General features: G+C 57.0%; 12 protein-coding genes and 1 riboswitch. Of the genes, 4 read left to right on the top strand and 8 right to left on the bottom strand.

Features of this window, described 5'->3' with window-relative positions:
• Positions 1–12: 12 nt before the first annotated feature.
• Positions 13–1,110, bottom strand: a complete 1,098-nt coding sequence (locus E8K79_RS01325) for a fibronectin type III domain-containing protein (protein ID WP_136513127.1) — start codon at positions 1,108–1,110, stop codon at positions 13–15.
• Between the two features lie 179 nt (positions 1,111–1,289).
• Positions 1,290–1,366, bottom strand: a riboswitch (cyclic di-GMP riboswitch).
• Positions 1,367–1,662: 296 nt separating this feature from the next.
• On the opposite strand from E8K79_RS01325, the gene E8K79_RS01320 reads away from it, so the two are divergent.
• From E8K79_RS01320 to E8K79_RS01305, 4 genes are read left to right on the top strand one after another with little or no spacing between them, the layout of a single operon-like run.
• Positions 1,663–2,877, top strand: a complete 1,215-nt coding sequence (locus tag E8K79_RS01320) for a glycosyltransferase family 4 protein (RefSeq protein ID WP_136513126.1) — start codon at positions 1,663–1,665, stop codon at positions 2,875–2,877.
• A gap of 3 nt (positions 2,878–2,880) precedes the next feature.
• Positions 2,881–3,735: a polysaccharide deacetylase family protein gene (locus tag E8K79_RS01315; protein ID WP_136513125.1), complete on the top strand. Its 855-nt coding sequence runs from the start codon at positions 2,881–2,883 to the stop codon at positions 3,733–3,735.
• 59 nt (positions 3,736–3,794) lie between these two features.
• The gene (locus E8K79_RS01310; protein ID WP_162604578.1) at positions 3,795–5,051 is read left to right on the top strand and encodes a glycosyltransferase family 4 protein; all 1,257 of its coding nucleotides are present in this window, start codon (positions 3,795–3,797) and stop codon (positions 5,049–5,051) included.
• Complete coding sequence (locus tag E8K79_RS01305) at positions 5,041–6,069, top strand: glycosyltransferase family protein (protein ID WP_136513123.1); 1,029 nt, start codon at positions 5,041–5,043, stop codon at positions 6,067–6,069. The genes E8K79_RS01310 and E8K79_RS01305 overlap by 11 nt, the downstream gene beginning before the upstream one ends.
• Here E8K79_RS01305 and E8K79_RS01300 read toward each other — a convergent pair.
• From E8K79_RS01300 to E8K79_RS01270, 7 genes are all read right to left on the bottom strand, one after another.
• A complete protein-coding gene (locus E8K79_RS01300) occupies positions 6,066–8,525 on the bottom strand; it encodes a hypothetical protein (protein ID WP_136513122.1) in 2,460 nt (819 codons plus the stop codon). The two genes, E8K79_RS01305 and E8K79_RS01300, sit on opposite strands and share 4 nt — an antisense overlap.
• A gap of 31 nt (positions 8,526–8,556) precedes the next feature.
• Positions 8,557–10,131, bottom strand: coding sequence for a hypothetical protein (locus E8K79_RS01295; RefSeq protein WP_136513121.1), 1,575 nt, complete (start codon positions 10,129–10,131; stop codon positions 8,557–8,559).
• Positions 10,128–11,726, bottom strand: a complete 1,599-nt coding sequence (locus E8K79_RS01290) for a hypothetical protein (RefSeq protein WP_136513120.1) — start codon at positions 11,724–11,726, stop codon at positions 10,128–10,130. Before E8K79_RS01290 ends, E8K79_RS01295 begins: the two co-directional genes overlap by 4 nt.
• A 58-nt stretch (positions 11,727–11,784) precedes the next feature.
• Positions 11,785–12,126: a DUF192 domain-containing protein gene (locus E8K79_RS01285; protein ID WP_136513119.1), complete on the bottom strand. Its 342-nt coding sequence runs from the start codon at positions 12,124–12,126 to the stop codon at positions 11,785–11,787.
• Between the two features lies 1 nt (position 12,127).
• Positions 12,128–12,733 (bottom strand): outer membrane beta-barrel protein, encoded by a 606-nt coding sequence (locus E8K79_RS01280; RefSeq protein WP_162604577.1) that lies wholly within the window; start codon positions 12,731–12,733, stop codon positions 12,128–12,130.
• 34 nt (positions 12,734–12,767) lie between these two features.
• Complete coding sequence (locus tag E8K79_RS01275) at positions 12,768–14,675, bottom strand: Ig-like domain-containing protein (RefSeq protein ID WP_136513117.1); 1,908 nt, start codon at positions 14,673–14,675, stop codon at positions 12,768–12,770.
• A 230-nt stretch (positions 14,676–14,905) separates the two neighbouring features.
• Positions 14,906–15,817: a type II secretion system F family protein gene (locus E8K79_RS01270; protein ID WP_136513116.1), complete on the bottom strand. Its 912-nt coding sequence runs from the start codon at positions 15,815–15,817 to the stop codon at positions 14,906–14,908.
• Positions 15,818–15,827 lie beyond the last annotated feature (10 nt).

The following is a 15,827-nucleotide window of genomic DNA, read 5'->3' as shown; positions in this document are numbered from 1 at the left end:
ACAGGCTTCTGGTTACTGGATGTACATGCTCGCATTGAGGAGCTTGCCGCCCCATCTGCCCGACGGAAGTACCGCGGGAAGACCGCTGCCGTAGGAGTTGGGCGCCTCGTACCCGCCCGTGGTCGACCCGCAGGTGAACCGGTACAGCATGCTCGATGCGGCCTGAGCCGCGATGTAGTAGGTAGTCCCTTGGGTGACGTATGCCGCGGGGACCGAGACAGTGGCGTAGCCAGCGGCGTAGACGGTCATGGTCCCCTCGGTGAGCTTCGTGCCCCCAGCCGAATAGAGTGCCAGCCTGATCGCGGTCGGGGAGCCATACTGATAGATTTTCACCCGCAGCGCGCTCACCTTGCCGGTTGCGTCAGCCGTCACCGGGCTGAACTCCATATAGCTCGGCGTGGCGTCCTGGTAGGCGGAGGTGCCCGTGGTGATGTCGTCCCAGTGCCCCGTCGGCGTGGTGGTAGTGGTCGATGCGAAGGTAGCCGATACTGTATGGTTGGCGGTGACGTTGCTGAAGGTGTAGCTGGAGACCGCGCCGACCGAGGCACCATCAACGGTGACCCCGGAAATGGCGTATCCCGATGCCGGAGCAACGGAGAGGCTAAGGCTGCCTCCTTGTGGTACTGACGCGGTCTTGATTACGGAGCTGCCGCTGGTGGCGGTACTTACGCTGGTGCCAGAGGGGAAGTTGATGCTACCGCCGGGGCCAGAGGTGGCCGTGACGGAATAGGTAGCGCCGAAGGACTTAGACATTTCGTTCGAGTAAGCGCTTTCCGTCTTGGCCCCGTCATAGGCGGTAATGGCGAAGTAATAGGTCGACCCGTTCACGAGGTTGCTGAGGGTGTAGCTGGTCAGGTTGCCGACGTCAACACTATCCGTGTAGGCTCCCTTCGCAGTACCCTGGTAGACCTTGTACCCGCTCACCGCCATCGAGGTGCCGTCGGAGTACGTGGCAGGTGCGGACCATGACAGCGTGCTTTGGGCTGCGCAGGCCTTCGAAACCGGGACGAGTGAGATACACGCGAAGAGAATGGCGGCAATGGTGAGGAATGTTGCGGGGTTGACTGAAAAACGTTGCCACAGTGGCAGCTTACACTTCTTTTTTTGCACTTCTACCTCCCTGGTGCTGGGTTTGGCCGGGAGGTACCTCGTATCGCCGGGGACGGAGCCGTCGGCCGCAGTCATTGAAGGTAAAAGAGTTGTCCGTAACGGCGCGTGGGGTGTTCCCAAGCTCCAGATGGACCGAACCTGATCTGCTGCGGCAGACGTGAATCGTCTGTGGGCGATAGTTCGGCATCCCGGCTGTCTCGGTGAGACCCTATAGGCTTTCCGTCCCACCCTCGCGGGTGGTCTAGTCTTATCGTTATCGGCGTATTCGTTTGTGTTCGTTGCAGGTGTAGCTTAGTAAACTTCCGCCACTCTGATGGTGACGAACGTCACACTAAGGGCAGCTTTTTGTCCCATCCCGGTACCGTCGGGCCGACCGTCCGTCCGGACGCAGCTGCTCCAGGACTCCCTTGACACGGCCAGGGGTCAAGATATACTCGGCAACGGTAAAATTATTTTAATCTTTGGACAGTTCTGGATCAGCGAGTGGGCTATGTGTCACTGCGCTGGAAGATCCCTTTGCAGGCTGACGTTGTTGGGCCGGAGGAGGAATTGATGCAAGGATCGGAAAACAAACAACTGCGTGCCTGCTTCGTTTACTACCAGTGTTTCTCGCAGTTGCTTTATCGAGAGGCGATCACGCTCAAAAGAGGGGGATTCGACGTCGACATCATATGCCTTAGGGCGCATCCGAGTGAGGAGGTCGACGGCATCTATGAAGGCATGAGGGTGCGCAAGATAGTTCCGCGATACGGTGCTGAAAAAAGCACCTTCGCCTACTTTGCCAGACTCCTTTTCTTCTTCAACAAGACCTTCCTGTTGCTTTCCTACATGAGTCTCAGCAAGAGATACCATCTGATTCACTTCACTGCGCCGCCAGACGCCGCCATCTTCACCACCGTGATCGGAAAGCTGCTCGGAGCGAAGGTCATCCTCGATATCCACGACATAGGCCCTGAACTCTTTATGCGCAAACTGGGCGTCAAGGAAAGTCATCCGGTGGTACGCATGCTGAAGACCATGGAGAAAGCTGCCGCACGCTTCGCGGACCATGTGATCACGGTGACCCATCTCTGGCGCAATGCCCTCATCTCCCGCTCGACGACCCCAGAGAAATGCTCGGTCATGCTCAACGTGCCGGACAACGAGATCTTCAAGTTTGTCGAGCGCGAACCGCGTGACGGGCGGTTCAACCTCTTTTACCACGGCTCAGTCGAGGAGCACTTCGGAGTGGACACACTGCTTGACGCCATGCCGCTCATCAAGCGGCACATCCCTCATGTAAAGCTTCATATCTACCCGGCAAAACGAGGCAGACTACTGGAAGCGCTGCAAGGACGCAGCGAGACCCTGCAGCTCGAGGAGTACGTGTTCTTCCACGAAGGGGTCCCATTTTACGAGCTTCCCAGGGTACTCAAGGATGCGGACCTGGGAATAGTACCGACCAAGAATCTCATCTTCTCCAACGAGGCGGTGAGCAGCAAATCCTTCGACTACATCTTTTCCGGCATCCCCATCGTAATCTCCAGGACCGCCGGGCACAGCTTCTACTACACCGACGAGATGGTGAAGTTCTTCGAGCCGTGCAATAGCGCGGATCTTGCCGCAGCGGTGACCGATCTCTACAGGAACAAGGAAATGCGACTGAGGCAGGTGCGGCACTCTCTTAAATTCGTCGAGGACAACAGCTGGGACCGCATTCAGCTGAACTACCTCAACATAGTGAAAGGATTGATCGATCCGGCCGCCCAGGGCGCCGACGGAGCCTAAGAAATGAAAGCTGAAAAAGATATTTCCGTCCTGCTGTCCGACGCTCTCAGTTTGATCAACATTCCCCTTGCCCCGGCCGCTACCATGCTGGTCTACCACCGCATCGAGGACGGCAGTGCCCCCTTGCAGCCCGATTCGGTAACGCTTACCGAATTTCAGGAGCAGATGAGGTACATAACCGAAGAGGGATATGCGCCTATGACCGTGAGAGAGCTGGCCGCGCTGGTGGAGGCTGGCGAGGAACCGCCCGAGAAAAGCGTGGTCGTTACCTTCGACGACGGCTATCTCGATACCTACACCCATGCGTTTCCAGAGCTCGACTTCTTCAGAATGCCAGCCACCGTCTTCCTGGCGGCCGGGCATATCGGCGCCTCCACGCCTTTTCCATGGCTTGGTAGCGACGGCGGCAAACCGATGGATTGGCAACAGGTCAGCAAGCTGCAAAAGGCTGGGATCGAGATCGCCTCCCATACCTATTCGCACCCCTTCACCCCGAACCTCACAAAAAACGAGCTGTGCCTGGAACTTGAACGTTCAAAAGGAATGATCGAGGAAAAGCACGGGGCACCGGTTCATTCGCTTGCCCTCCCCTACTCGTTTCCGATGCGCCATCCACACTGGCCATCTTTCAGGGCCCACCTGAGGGAAGCGTTGAATACCAACGGCTACGTTTGCTGCTGCACGATGCAGAGAGGGCACATCAGCCCGAAAGACGACGTGTTCGCACTGAGAAGGATGCCCGTAGGCCGAGACGACGACCTGCGGCTGTTCCAGGCAAAGCTCGAGGGGTGCTTCGCATGGACCGCGCCGCTGCAGGCCTTTTACCAGAGGTTCCTCAAGAGCTATCCCACGCAGTGACGAACTTAAACCGGCGACGGGCCTGCCGGCAATCGCATCTACAGATCGACGGAGACCTCATGAAAAGGCTCGCCTACCTGGCCAACTACTTCCCATCCCTCACGGAAACCTTCATATATCGAGAAGTCATGGAGCTTAAGAGGCGCAACGTTGCGGTGGCACTGTATTCATTGCGTAAGCCAGGCGAAACTGAGGTTTCCAACGAGGCGCTCAAGCTGCGGGAGGAAACGTCCTACCTGCTGCCGGTACCAGCTGGCGAGCTGCTGGGAAGCCATGCATGGTTCTTCTGCCGCACCCCCCTCACCTACCTAGGCACCCTTTTCAAGATGCTCACCGGGACGCACAACAACTTCCGGGACAGGATCCGCAGTCTCACCCATTTCGGGGAAGGAGCGGTGCTAGCCCGTCGCATAATGCGCGAAGGCATAACTCACGTCCATGCGCATTACGCCTCACAGTCCACCTCGGTTGCCCGTGTGGTGCACCTGCTGACCGGCATCCCCTACAGTTTCACCGGCCACGCTCACGACATCTGGCATGACCGCCTGCTCCTGCCTGAAAAACTCCGGGAAGCCGCTTTCGTGGCGACATGTTCCACTTTCGCAAAAGAATTCATTTGTCGTGAACAAACGGGATGTGATGAAAAGGTCCATGTGGTTTACCACGGCCTGGACGTGAGGAAATTCATCCCGCCGGTCGGGGAGAAAGTGAGGGTGCGCAACCGGATCCTGAGCGTCGGCAGCCTAGGTCCGACCAAAGGGTTCCCTGATCTTATCAGGGCCTGCTCCTTGCTGCGGCAAAAGCTGCCAGACTTCGAATGCGTAATCGTTGGCGAGGGGCCGATGCGGGATGAACTGGAACAGCTCATTTCGGAACTTGGGCTTTCCGGGATGGTCCGGCTGGTAGGAAGCGTCACGCAGGAAGGGCTCATCGGGTATTACCACCAGGCCTGGATCTTTGTCCTTCCCTGCGTCATAGCCGACGATGGGCGTCGCGACGGCCTGCCCAACGTCCTGATGGAGGCAATGGCGACAGGATTGCCAGTCATCACCACCAGAAGCACGGCGCAAGAAGAGCTGATCGAGGACGGCAGACACGGTCTGCTGGTTCCCCCGCACGCCCCGGAGGAGTTGGCGGCAGCGATCAGCACCCTTTGCATTGACGACGTTTTGCGGGAACGCCTGGGTGCAGGTGGACGCAGGCGAATCGAACGGGATTTCGACAACCGGACGACAATTGAGCCGCTGCTGAAACTTTTCGACAGGTACGTTTTCGGTGCAGACCGCAGTGCGGCGGAGGTGCCATATGAACGCTAACGGCACGGAACGGGGGACAGTCTTTCTCAAGTGGTTTCCCTACGACAAGAGAAATGAGACCATAGCGGCGGCACTGGGAGCGGAGTGCCATTTCATCTGTTCGCTGAAAAAAAGAACACTCTGGAACGCCCCGTTTCGCTACCTGGTGCAGACCTTTAAGACGCTTCTTTTACTTTGGCGTAAGCGCCCCAGGACGATCCTGGTCACCAATCCTCCCGTATTCGCGGCTGCGACGGTCGCATTGCATTGCGCGATTTTCGGGGGGCGCTTCATCATGGACAGCCATTCCGGTGCGCTGGCCGAGCGGTGGCGCCTCTTCCAGGGACTGCACCGCCTTGTCGCCCGCAAGGCGGCTCTCGTGGTGATCACCAACGAGACTTTCCAGGAGGTGTACAGCGGATGGGGGGCAAAGACACGCATCATCTCCGACATCGTAATGAACATACCGTGCTGCAGGCCTGTCCACTTAAGCGACGGCTTCCATGTCATGGTCATTTGCTCTTTCGATCCCGACGAACCCGTCGCTGAGATAATCGCGGCCGCGGCGCAGCTTCCCGAGATCTCCTTTATGGTGACCGGAAACTTCGAACGCCTCGCCCCTGAGCTGATTGGAATTAGTACGCCGAACGTCACCTTCACAGGGTTCCTGCCCGATGACGAATATTTCGCCCTCCTGCATGCCTGTCAAGCGGTGATGGTCCTTGTGGACACGGAGGACACCATGCAGCAGGGAGCCTACGAGGCGGTATCAGTGAAAAAGCCCATGGTGCTCTCGGACTGGCGCGTGCTGCGGGAGAGTTATCCATGCGGCGCGGTGTTCGTGGCCAATGAGCCGGCATCGATCAGGGCCGGAGTGCTAAGCCTAATCGAACACTACGATGAGTACGTTGCCGGAGCGGAGAGAATACACAGGGAACGTGTCGCAATATGGGAAGAGAACTGCTGTTTTCTCGCAAGTTTTTGCATGGGTACTGTCGCCCTGAAAGAGGATCGCCCCGCGCCGTCACTTGATACTTAGGGTACGTACTCCTTCCAGACCAGCCCAGTGTCAGAGATGAACTTGGTGACCCCGTCGGAGTCCTGCATGCTCCCACTAAAGGCGGCATCGTCCTCCCATATGATCCCCTCGGGCATGAGCACCCTCGCCACCACGGTCTTGCCGGAGATGGCTTTGGCGCCGAGGCGTCTGGTCTTTGCGGTCTTGCTCTTTTCGTAGATCTTCACCAGGCAGTTCGCCTTGACGGGAGCCCCCCCGTCTCCTTCCGCGATAAAGGTATAAATACCGTCCGCCGTCTTTTCGACGATGGCCTCCTCGGCATGATCGGGGGTCCTGACGACGATGGGGGTGAGTTTCTGCTCCCGTTTCGATTCACTACGGGTAAGCGCTCTGCTGCGCTTTGATTTCGGGTATTCCCTGAAGAGCACCGTCACTTTGAGGTTCCCCTCCCCTTGTACGACGACCTTCAGATCACCGTAGATGACCGGCAGCACGAGACCTTTCGACTCGGCAGGCTTAGCTCTTGACGTCACCGTTTCGTCCGGCTTTGAGACCGATTTGGCAGGCTGCGACACGTTGTTTGGCGCGATGGCAGCTGCCGGCCCGGAAGAGGGAGCAGGTTTGGCCTGGGCTACCCGCTCCCTGCGCTCTTGCGCAGCCGCCCGCTCTCGCTCGGCTTTCTCAGCAGATAGCCGCTCACGCTCTCGTGCGAGACGATCCGCCTCAGCCTTCTGTGCCGCCTTTTTCTCCTGTTCCGCCCTCTTCCTTTCTTGCAGCGCCTGCTCGATCTGTCTCTTCTTCTCAGCCGCGGCGACACGCTCCCGCTCCGCCCTCTCAGCAGCGAGCCGCTCGCGTTCATGGGCGAGACGCTCCGTTTCCGCCTTCTGTGCCGCCTTTCTCTCCTGCTCCGCCCTCTTCCTTTCTTGCAGCGCCTGCTCGGTCTGTCTCTTCTTCTCGTGAGCGGCGTTACGCTCCCGCTCCGCCCTCTCAGCGGCGAGCCGTTCGCGTTCATGGGCGAGACGTTCCGCTTCCGCCTTCTTTGCCGCCTTTCTCTCCTGCTCCGCCTTCTTTTTTTCCTGCAACGCCTGTTCGGCGGTTTTCATTTTCTCGAGCGCGGCGACCCGCTCCCGCTCCACTTTCTCAGCGACGAGCCGCTCGCGCTCGCGGGCGAGGCGTTCCGCTTCCGCCTTCTGTGCTGCCTTCTTCTCCTGTTCCGCCCTAAACCGTTCCTGTTGAGCCAGCTCTTCGATCTTCTTTTTCTGTGCTGCGGCGATGCGCTCCTGCTCGACCTGTTCGGCCGCCGCCCGCTTGCGCATCCGGGATAGCCTCTCTTTTTCCTCTCGCTCCGCAGCCCTCCGCTCCTGTTCGGCCAGGCGTTTTTGCAACTCCTGTTCTTCCTGCCTTTTTCTTTCCGCCGCCGCTAAACGTTCCAAAGCTGCTTTTTCTTCAGCGCGCTCACGCGCGAGCTTTTCCTGCAGAGCGCGTTCCGCGACACGTTGCTCCTGTTCCCGCCTGGTCCTTTCGCGTCGCGCCAATTCAGCCTTTTTGGATCTCTCTAAAGCGGCCAAGCGCTCCTGCTCAGCCTTTTCCTCCGCCACGCGTTCACGTTCCCGGGTAATACGTTCCTGCTCCGCCAACGCCGCAGTTTTTCGTTCCCGTTCCGCCACCCTCTTATCCAGCAGTTCCTGCTCGGTGCGTTTTTTCAGTATCGCCGCGGCGCGTTCCTTTTCCGCCTTTTCCGCGGCGACCCGCTCTTTCTCCTGGGCAAGCCTTTGCCGCCGTTCACGTTCGGCGGCCTTGCGCTCCTCGGCAGCCTTTTTCCTTTCCTGCGCCTGCTGTTCCTTGCGCTGCCTTTCGGCTGCCTTTTGCTCCTCTATCGCCCGGGCCTTCGCCGCCGCAGCCGCCGCGCGTTCGGCTTCTTTCTGCTCTGCATCGGCTTTTACGGCCGGAGTCTCGTCTTCGGTCGTCGCTGCAGACTGCTCTTCGTCCTCTACATCATCGGTGGATTGCCCGGTCAGTGCGGCTTCCTTCTTAGGCTCCGGAGGCAGCGCTTTCTGCAGCTGCACTTTTTTCACCACCACCCGCGTAGTCATCACCTCCATCGCCGGCTCAGCATCAGAAGAATCCTTTTGCAAGAGAGGGTGGTCGGATGCCGGCGGAGCTGCCGCCGTTTCAGATGCGGCCGGTTCAGGAGGTGCCACGTCAGTTTTTTCCGATGAATCGGCTGCAAGGACTGCATCAGAGGAGGCCGCCTGGGGCGCCGGGCTAACAGCGGGTGCAGGTGGTACTTCGGATGGAATAGACGAAGCGGAAAGCCAGAGGATGTCGAACCTGGCGGTGTTACCGGTCTGGGGATAATAGATGGTGCTGGCCGATGCCATGGCGAAAAGCAGCGCATGCACGGCAACCGATCCAAGGACCGCCCACCATGCATCACCTCGCGCCACTCTTCTTGAAAGCCTGACACCGTTTTCCATTATCAGCTCATGCGCCTAAGCGCCCCCCTGCTCAATCTTCAGCTTCGTTATTGTCTACAACGGCAGGTTTAACCGCAGGGTAACGTTCGATGAGGTATCTGTACTGCGGGATGTTCTTCACGAATATATTCGTCACCTTGTCGGCATAGATCAGTTTCCAATCCTTGTGCAGCAACAGGTAGCGCGCCAGTGGGGCATCCGCAGGAAAAAATATCCACGTTATGCGGTATTTCTCCAACACATCTTCCCACCCCTGCTTAAACTCGGTGACCTTATGGTATTCCTTCAAGTGGTCGACACCGTACATATCCAGTCGGCCGTCTATGAATACCTTGTACGCCGGTGCAGCAGCGTATACGAGGTAGTCGCCGAACTCGTCGCTGTTAAACATGTTGCCTGCAATGCTCTCTCTTTTTATGAACTCAGTGGCTGCCACCGGCTCGATTTTAGGATCAAAACCGTATGCAATTCTTCCTGCGGCAAGGGCATATACAACAAGAAGAATCGAAGCAACTGGCCACAAATACCTTACCGCCGATGCATCCAGCCGAGAAATATTCCTCGAGCGCACCTTAAGGAAACGTGTGAAGGCGTTGTCCTTTTCTTCGATGGATTCAGACAGTTTTTGTGCCAAAATACGTGCGGCCACGATGGCAAAGAGCGGGATGTAACGTGCGGAGTACAACGACATGTGCAGAAAGAGAACTATGGAAAGCACGTCCTGAGCCTGCAGCTTCTTTTTTGCCCATGCCAACGCAGCTACAAACACCAACAGGTATATTTCGAATCCTCTGACATACATCTCGTGAAAGTTCGGTGACATGAATTCACACACCCCATCAATCAGGTATTTTGACGAGGTAAGCTTAATGGGGAACAGCAGTAGGTGGTAACCGTAAGGGTTTAGAATGGATCCGGCTACACACAGTGACGCAGTAAGCGCAAGGACCTTCAATTTTTTAAGAGCATGTTTCCGATCACCGTCAGAGAAGAGCGCGTCAAAGGCGTTGCCCGCCAAGAAAACGAAAAGCAGAATGAATCCCCCCATGAAGCCGCCGTGGAGATTTGCCCATAGCACCATGATAAAAGGAAGGGTGTAGAGGAGGTTCCTGCTCTTGTACTGGTAGAGACATAGGATGTGGTACCAGACCACCATGAGCACGAAAGAGAAGACATGGGGCCTCGCAAGCCAGTGCAGCCCGGAGGCGGCAGTAGCCAGGATCACGACGCCCAAGGACACGAGAATATTTCCCTCCCCGGCATGGACCGTTTCGAAGAGGAGCTGTATCGTCAAAGCGATGAGAAAAGCAAAGAAGATGACGATCCCCGTCAGGCCGAAGGCGCTGTGCACGAGAGCCATGATGACCTCGGAGAGCCATTCATGCGCAGTCCAGGGCAAGGGAGGCGACAGATAGGAAAACATGTCATGGGTCGGGACGCTCATCGTCCTCAGGATGTACTCGCCTGCGCGGATGTGGTAGCCGGTGTCACCATCCTTCAGGAGGTCTTTTCCTCGGTGCAGCGAAATGAGGAGAAAGATGGCAACGAACAGAAAATCCGCGATCGACGGAAGCGGAGAAAAGCGTCTTAATTTATTTGAGGTCAATCAGCACCACCTTGAAAAGAAGTTGCTAGGGATGCGCTTTTGCGCCGGTACAGGAACCACATGTCCGTCTCGGCGGCCAACCGGTAGCGTTCATGCAAAGGGATGGCATAGGCCGCCATGAGTTGGTCGAACATGACGGGACGCAATGCCGGCTGCTTTGGGACCATCACGATGTCAGCATTTCCAAAAAACCGTGAGCCTGACGGGCGGTACGCATCACTGAGGGTACATTTGTAGGCCGCTGCGGCCATGCCCCCCCTTGGGGAGGGTCTCCTGAGGGCGTAGGAGAAAGGATTCATCATATCCATGGTCAATACGGTATCACCAGTTCCCGCGTACCGCTGCAGCAGGCTCACCCCTGAATTCACATACGCGACATACCGGCTGCCGTTGCTTGCCGGCTCGTTTGGCTCGTCATAAAGGTAAAGCGGGTGCAAAGGCTCGGAGATGAACTTCGTCACATTTCCAATATCGGCAGGGCGTCGCTTCTGCTCGACCGCGTAACCAAGGCCGACGGCTTGACTGCCAAAGGAGACCGCGAAGTACGCAGTTCCGGCAACGACTACGGACCTCGACAGGGCCGTCCTGTGTCGGCTACCTTCACGCCCCCCCCGATAAGCGTCCACCGCCATAAACGAAGCCAAAAGCGCGGTGAGCGGCAGTTCACGGTACTGCTGGTTGCTGACCAGTAAGAGCATGTCTATGGCAAAGACACAGATCCCTGCCGATGCAGCAGCAACGTACCGTGCTTGCCCGCCTGCGCGACCGCTCAGAGCGCACAGAAATAGGATGAACAACAGTGACGGCAGGTTAAGAAGCAACTTGAAGCTAAGTTCCCTCGACGTAAAACCAGCCCCCCTCGCCCCGGCAGCCATCTGAAGATCGTGATAAATGGCGGCGATATTGAAGTCGAGGTATGCGAGGAACAACAGCGAGGTCAGTGCGAAACCAGCAGCCGTCGCGGCAATACGCCTTGCGGATGGGCGCGCGACGCATGGGGAAAGCATCAGGATCAGTAGTGCCCCTGCGAAGAAGTTCGCCTTGAGGAAAAGGGTAAGTGCGGATAGAACTCCAACTGAGAAACCTCCGAATGCGTCATCTTTCGCAACGCCTATTTCCATACGTGCACGGGCTGATGCCGTCTCCAACATCAAGAGTCCGAGCAAGGCGTACCCGTAACGGTTATAGAGCATGGCGTAGCTCGAGCTGAAAACACCCCAGCCAAGCGGATAGGGAGATACGACCAGCAGGGCAAGGTAAAGACAAACAAAGAGGCGAGGCAAAGATGGCATCGCGCCACGGCTGAGCCGGTAGCCCCACAACGAGATGATCAAGGCGAAGGCGGCGTTTCCGTAACCGATGCCATCAACGGAGTAATGGGACAAGAAAAGTCCAAAGGCCGCGATGAAGAAGGAAAGAGGTCCCCAGGCGCTCGTGAAGTCAAGGTGAGGACGCTGACCGTTGACGACGCGCCAGCCGTTGTCCAGGAAAAAGAAGATGTCGTGACCAAACCTGTGCGTTGGCACCGCGCCGACATAGACGGCGGCGCCGCAGACGATAACAAGACAGGCAACGAACAGGCAAAATGAACGCATGGCCTCCCCTCCAACCTGTCGCCTAGCGGTCTCACCGTTTAGGATGTCACTTTCCACGTCAACCTATCTCGAAACGGTCGCCTATTGCGGTGATCGCATCACAAAGCGCGCCGGCTGGGAGCTCGAGGACGCTGCAGGCCTTCCGGTGGATGCCCGAAATTGCGTTCGGTCGGAGACGCGCCTTAACTGCGACGACTTGAAGGTCGCGGTCGAGGAAAACGACATCGATGGGAAATCTCATGCCGAAAGTATGGACACTGTTGCAGGGTTTGATCCACAACGCCTCACCGTCCGGCAGGCTCTTTTTCCCGATCAGCCCCTTCAAGCGGCTGAAAAAGGAACCGGCAACAGTCACGTTGCCGGCGACTTCCCTCCCCGATGTGGCGTTCATCACCTTCATGTCACCTAAACAAACCGTCCGGCAGGAAAAGCCGGAGGCCTACGGTACCGACGACGCTAGTTGGATCGTATTCCAAAGGTGTAGACTTGACGTCGGCCTTTGCCGCGATGAGACCCTTGATCTCGGCGGTCAGGGCGACTCCTTTGCTGACGAAATAATCGATGCCCGCGCTCAGATGCCCTCCCGCCGTCCATTCGAAATCATACTTCTGCCCGGACTGGTTCTTGAAGTCGCCAGTAATTAGATCCACACCAGCTCCCAGATAGGGAACCAGCGGCCTGTCAGGGGTGAAGCGGTACTGCAGTCCGAGAGAAAGATCGGTGAAAGCCGCTTCACCGACTTTAGCACCAGAAACCTCGAGATCTATGGTTGGCACCTGGGTTATCTCAAATTCAGCAGCGAGGTGCTTATTCAGGCCGTAGATGAGCCCTCCCCCTGCGGCAAGCCCGGTCTGGGAATCAGTTGCTCCCGTGATGAAATCATCCTGAAGTGGAACGGCAAACCCGACCCTACCGCTGATGCCCAACCTGCCGTCGATGTCTGCGGCCATGACACTCCCCGCCGAGAAGGAAAAGATAAAAAATACCAAGAAAATGAATTTACGCATCATGCCTCCTGTAGCTGTAGGTTCAGAGGGAAACTTACGGCGCAGTCGCCTTTTCCTGGGTGAGCGATGCTATGAATCCTCCATAAGACCTCAACGTTACATCATCAACGGTGGCCGTCGCCTGGTAAATGATGGACTCAGCGTTGAATCCACCAGGCCCAGGAGCCTCAAGCGACACATTGCAGGTGAATATTCCCATGCCGTGATCGTCGGTCTTGACCGTGACGATTAAAGGATTGGCGCCCGGGTATGTCACAGCCGAGCCGGGCAGCGGCGGTATCAGTTGTATCTGGGTATCTGGGTTCCTCCCCGTGTTGTTTATCTCAATGGAGACATCGAGATTCGGCAAAGGAACACCGTTGTTATCTAGCGCCTGGAAAGGCACGAGCTGCTTGAAGGTGAAAAGTCCGGCGGCATCGGCGGGTAGAGTCGCGGAAAGCGTGTTCAGGGTGCCATCCGGATCGGTAGGCGCTTTGGAGGTGAGGAAATTAATCACATAGCTGTTCTGACGCACGACTTCGATGGTGGTGTACGCGGTGACGAGGGTGTCATTCACGGTTGTGGTGGCCTGAACGATGATACTGGAACTGGAATTAACGGTTCCCGACCTCAGGCGGCAAACGGCATTGCCAAGAGAATCGGTGGTTGCGAGGGTGGCGACACCCTGTGCCAAGACGTTACCTGAGAAGTCCACCATGTTGCCCGGGCCTGCCAGTACCTTGAAGGAAATATCTTTGTTTTGCACCGGCTTCGGAGGAGACTGCAAATCGGTGACGGAGGCGGTTAAAATGACGTCGCTGTTGACACCCACCGAAGCCTTGTCGCTGACCAGTGCCATTTTGATGATGGAGGCGGACAAAGGCTGCGTTGTTATCTGCACCGGCGCCAACGCCGTGACCGTGGTGGTATCAATAGTGGCGGATGCCTGCAAGATGACGGCAGAGGTAGAGGCGGGGTTTAATGCGCGAACGCGCGCGAAGCACTCGCCTGACGAACCAGTGGTGGCGGCGGCGGTTATAACGGAGGCTTCGCCGGTAGCGACGCTGAAGTTGACAGTTTTGCCGGGAACAGGGGTTCCTCCGCTATCTTTCAAAAAGACGGTGACGTAAAACTCCTCGTTGTTATCTACAACCTGTTTGCTCGGAGTCATGGTCAACCGATAACTGACCGTCGAGTTCGCCGTAGGTACCACCTGGAATGGTACGTTCGCGACGACCTGATCGGTATTTACCGTAGTCGTTGCTTCGACGATCACGTTCGCTACGGCTGAAGGGTTACCGGCTTTCACTATAGCCGTTGCCTGACCGTTGGAATCGGTGACGGAACTTGTAGTGAGCATCGTGGCAGGTCCGGCAGCGACTCTGAAGCTCACAGGGAGATTGGAGACCGGGTTATTCGAACCGTCACGAGCGGTCGCGGTAATAAGGAGTTCCTGGTTGGGACTGACCGCACTGGAACTGGTAGCAAGGGACAACCGAGCGCTGTTGAGGTTTACGTCCGCCGGTGAGACCTGAAAGCTTCCGTAGCCGACAACGCTCTTGCCGGAAACGGTGGACGCTCCCTGAACTATGACGTTGGTCGTGACGGCGGTTGCACCGGCCCTTATGAAGGCCAGGGCGACACCGTTGGAATCGGTTTTGGCGGAGGCGATGACCGCCGTCGCGGGTCCCGCCGCTATGGAGAAGTTGACGGTCTGATCGGCAACGGGACGACTGTTGGCGTCCCTCAGGGTCGCCGTGACTATCATCTCCTCGTTGACCAACGCTGCGGTCTTGGCCGGAATAACGGTCAGAGTATAAGGGGCGGTTCCCGTGTCAGTCCCGCCGATGGTCCCGCCGGGATTGAACGGGTCAGCATTTCCGCCGGAACTGCTGCCGCATCCGGTCAGCGCCAGCATCAAGACCGGGAGTAACAGTATTGCAATCCTATGAAAGTAACGCATGCGGCCTCCTTCTTGATTAATAACAGTTTTCGGCGGTGTTTCTCCTCATGGCGACTCCCTCACCAAACCTGCGAACACCTCGGGAGCCAAACCTCTACCCTATTTTCTGCAGAGTCTTGAGTAGATGAGAGCCAGTTCGACCGCAATGATCATCAATAGGGCGCTGTTGAAATCGAAATGCATGGTTCTGCCTCCTTTATCTGCACTGGCGATATGAGTGCTCTCAAATGCTATTTAAATAGGGTTCTGCTGATCTGCACATAAGCCGGTCCGAGAATGACTACAAGCAAGGCCGGAAAAACGAACACAACCAAGGGGAAGATCATCTTGATGGTCGTTTTTGCCGCGGCTTCTTCAGCCTTTTGTTTGCGCTTTGTGCGCAGCGACTCGGCATGAACGGTCAGCGCCTGGCTTAGACTCGTGCCGAAACGTTCGGTCTGTGCCAGCATGGTGACAAAGGATTTCACGTCGTCGACCATGGTGCGCGCGGCCATATCCTTGAGGGACTCGATGCGGGGTTTTCCCGCCCGAGTCTCCATCGTGGCGACCTTGATCTCCATGGCCAGAGGGTCCTTGGCGAACTGTGGCACTTCAGTCGTCTTTATCAGCGCAGCGTCCATACTAAGTCCAGCATCCACGCAGACTGTTAAAAGGTCCAAAATATCAGGCAGGGTATGGAAGATCTTCAACTGCCGCTCCCTGTACTGATGCATCACCACCTGGCTAGGCAAGAGATAGCCGATTATGGCCAGTATCAGCGCGATGAGCATGACCAGCGTGGTAAGCACGAACCCCTTAAACACCATGTAGAAAAGCAGATACCCAGTAGGCAGCACCATGGCAAGCAATAGCTTGCAGCCGAAAAAGACGAATACGCTCTCCTTCTTGTAACCTGCAGCCACGAGAATTTTTGCGTATTTCCCCTGCTCCTTGGAGGAAAGCTTGATCGATCGCCCCAACTCGCCGAGACGGTCGTACCATTTGGGCGCCTCGGGGACCAACTCAACCTTGCTCGGCACCTGCACTTCGAACTTCTCCAGCCTGCTCTGCACAACGCTGCGCCGGGCCAGGTACGGATAGATGGCGGCTACAGTAAGGAGAACGATAGCGACGAACACAGTTGCGGTTATTGCATAGACCATCGACGCCCCC

This window comes from Geomonas edaphica, from assembly GCF_004917075.1.
GTDB lineage: Bacteria > Desulfobacterota > Desulfuromonadia > Geobacterales > Geobacteraceae > Geomonas > Geomonas edaphica.
Note: the sequence above shows the minus strand (reverse complement) of the source record. Positions and strands in the feature narration are given on the sequence as shown.

What these genes read in the sequence shown, in the direction of transcription:
- E8K79_RS01320 (WP_136513126.1), top strand. Translation starts at nt 1,663, where the DNA reads ATGCAAGGATCGGAAAACAAACAACTGCGTGCCTGCTTCGTTTACTAC.
- E8K79_RS01315 (WP_136513125.1), top strand. Translation starts at nt 2,881, where the DNA reads ATGAAAGCTGAAAAAGATATTTCCGTCCTGCTGTCCGACGCTCTCAGT.
- E8K79_RS01310 (WP_162604578.1), top strand. Translation starts at nt 3,795, where the DNA reads ATGAAAAGGCTCGCCTACCTGGCCAACTACTTCCCATCCCTCACGGAA.
- E8K79_RS01305 (WP_136513123.1), top strand. Translation starts at nt 5,041, where the DNA reads ATGAACGCTAACGGCACGGAACGGGGGACAGTCTTTCTCAAGTGGTTT.
- E8K79_RS01300 (WP_136513122.1), bottom strand. Translation starts at nt 8,525, where the DNA reads ATGGAAAACGGTGTCAGGCTTTCAAGAAGAGTGGCGCGAGGTGATGCA.
- E8K79_RS01290 (WP_136513120.1), bottom strand. Translation starts at nt 11,726, where the DNA reads ATGCGTTCATTTTGCCTGTTCGTTGCCTGTCTTGTTATCGTCTGCGGC.
- E8K79_RS01285 (WP_136513119.1), bottom strand. Translation starts at nt 12,126, where the DNA reads ATGAAGGTGATGAACGCCACATCGGGGAGGGAAGTCGCCGGCAACGTG.
- E8K79_RS01280 (WP_162604577.1), bottom strand. Translation starts at nt 12,733, where the DNA reads ATGCGTAAATTCATTTTCTTGGTATTTTTTATCTTTTCCTTCTCGGCG.
- E8K79_RS01275 (WP_136513117.1), bottom strand. Translation starts at nt 14,675, where the DNA reads ATGCGTTACTTTCATAGGATTGCAATACTGTTACTCCCGGTCTTGATG.
- E8K79_RS01270 (WP_136513116.1), bottom strand. Translation starts at nt 15,817, where the DNA reads ATGGTCTATGCAATAACCGCAACTGTGTTCGTCGCTATCGTTCTCCTT.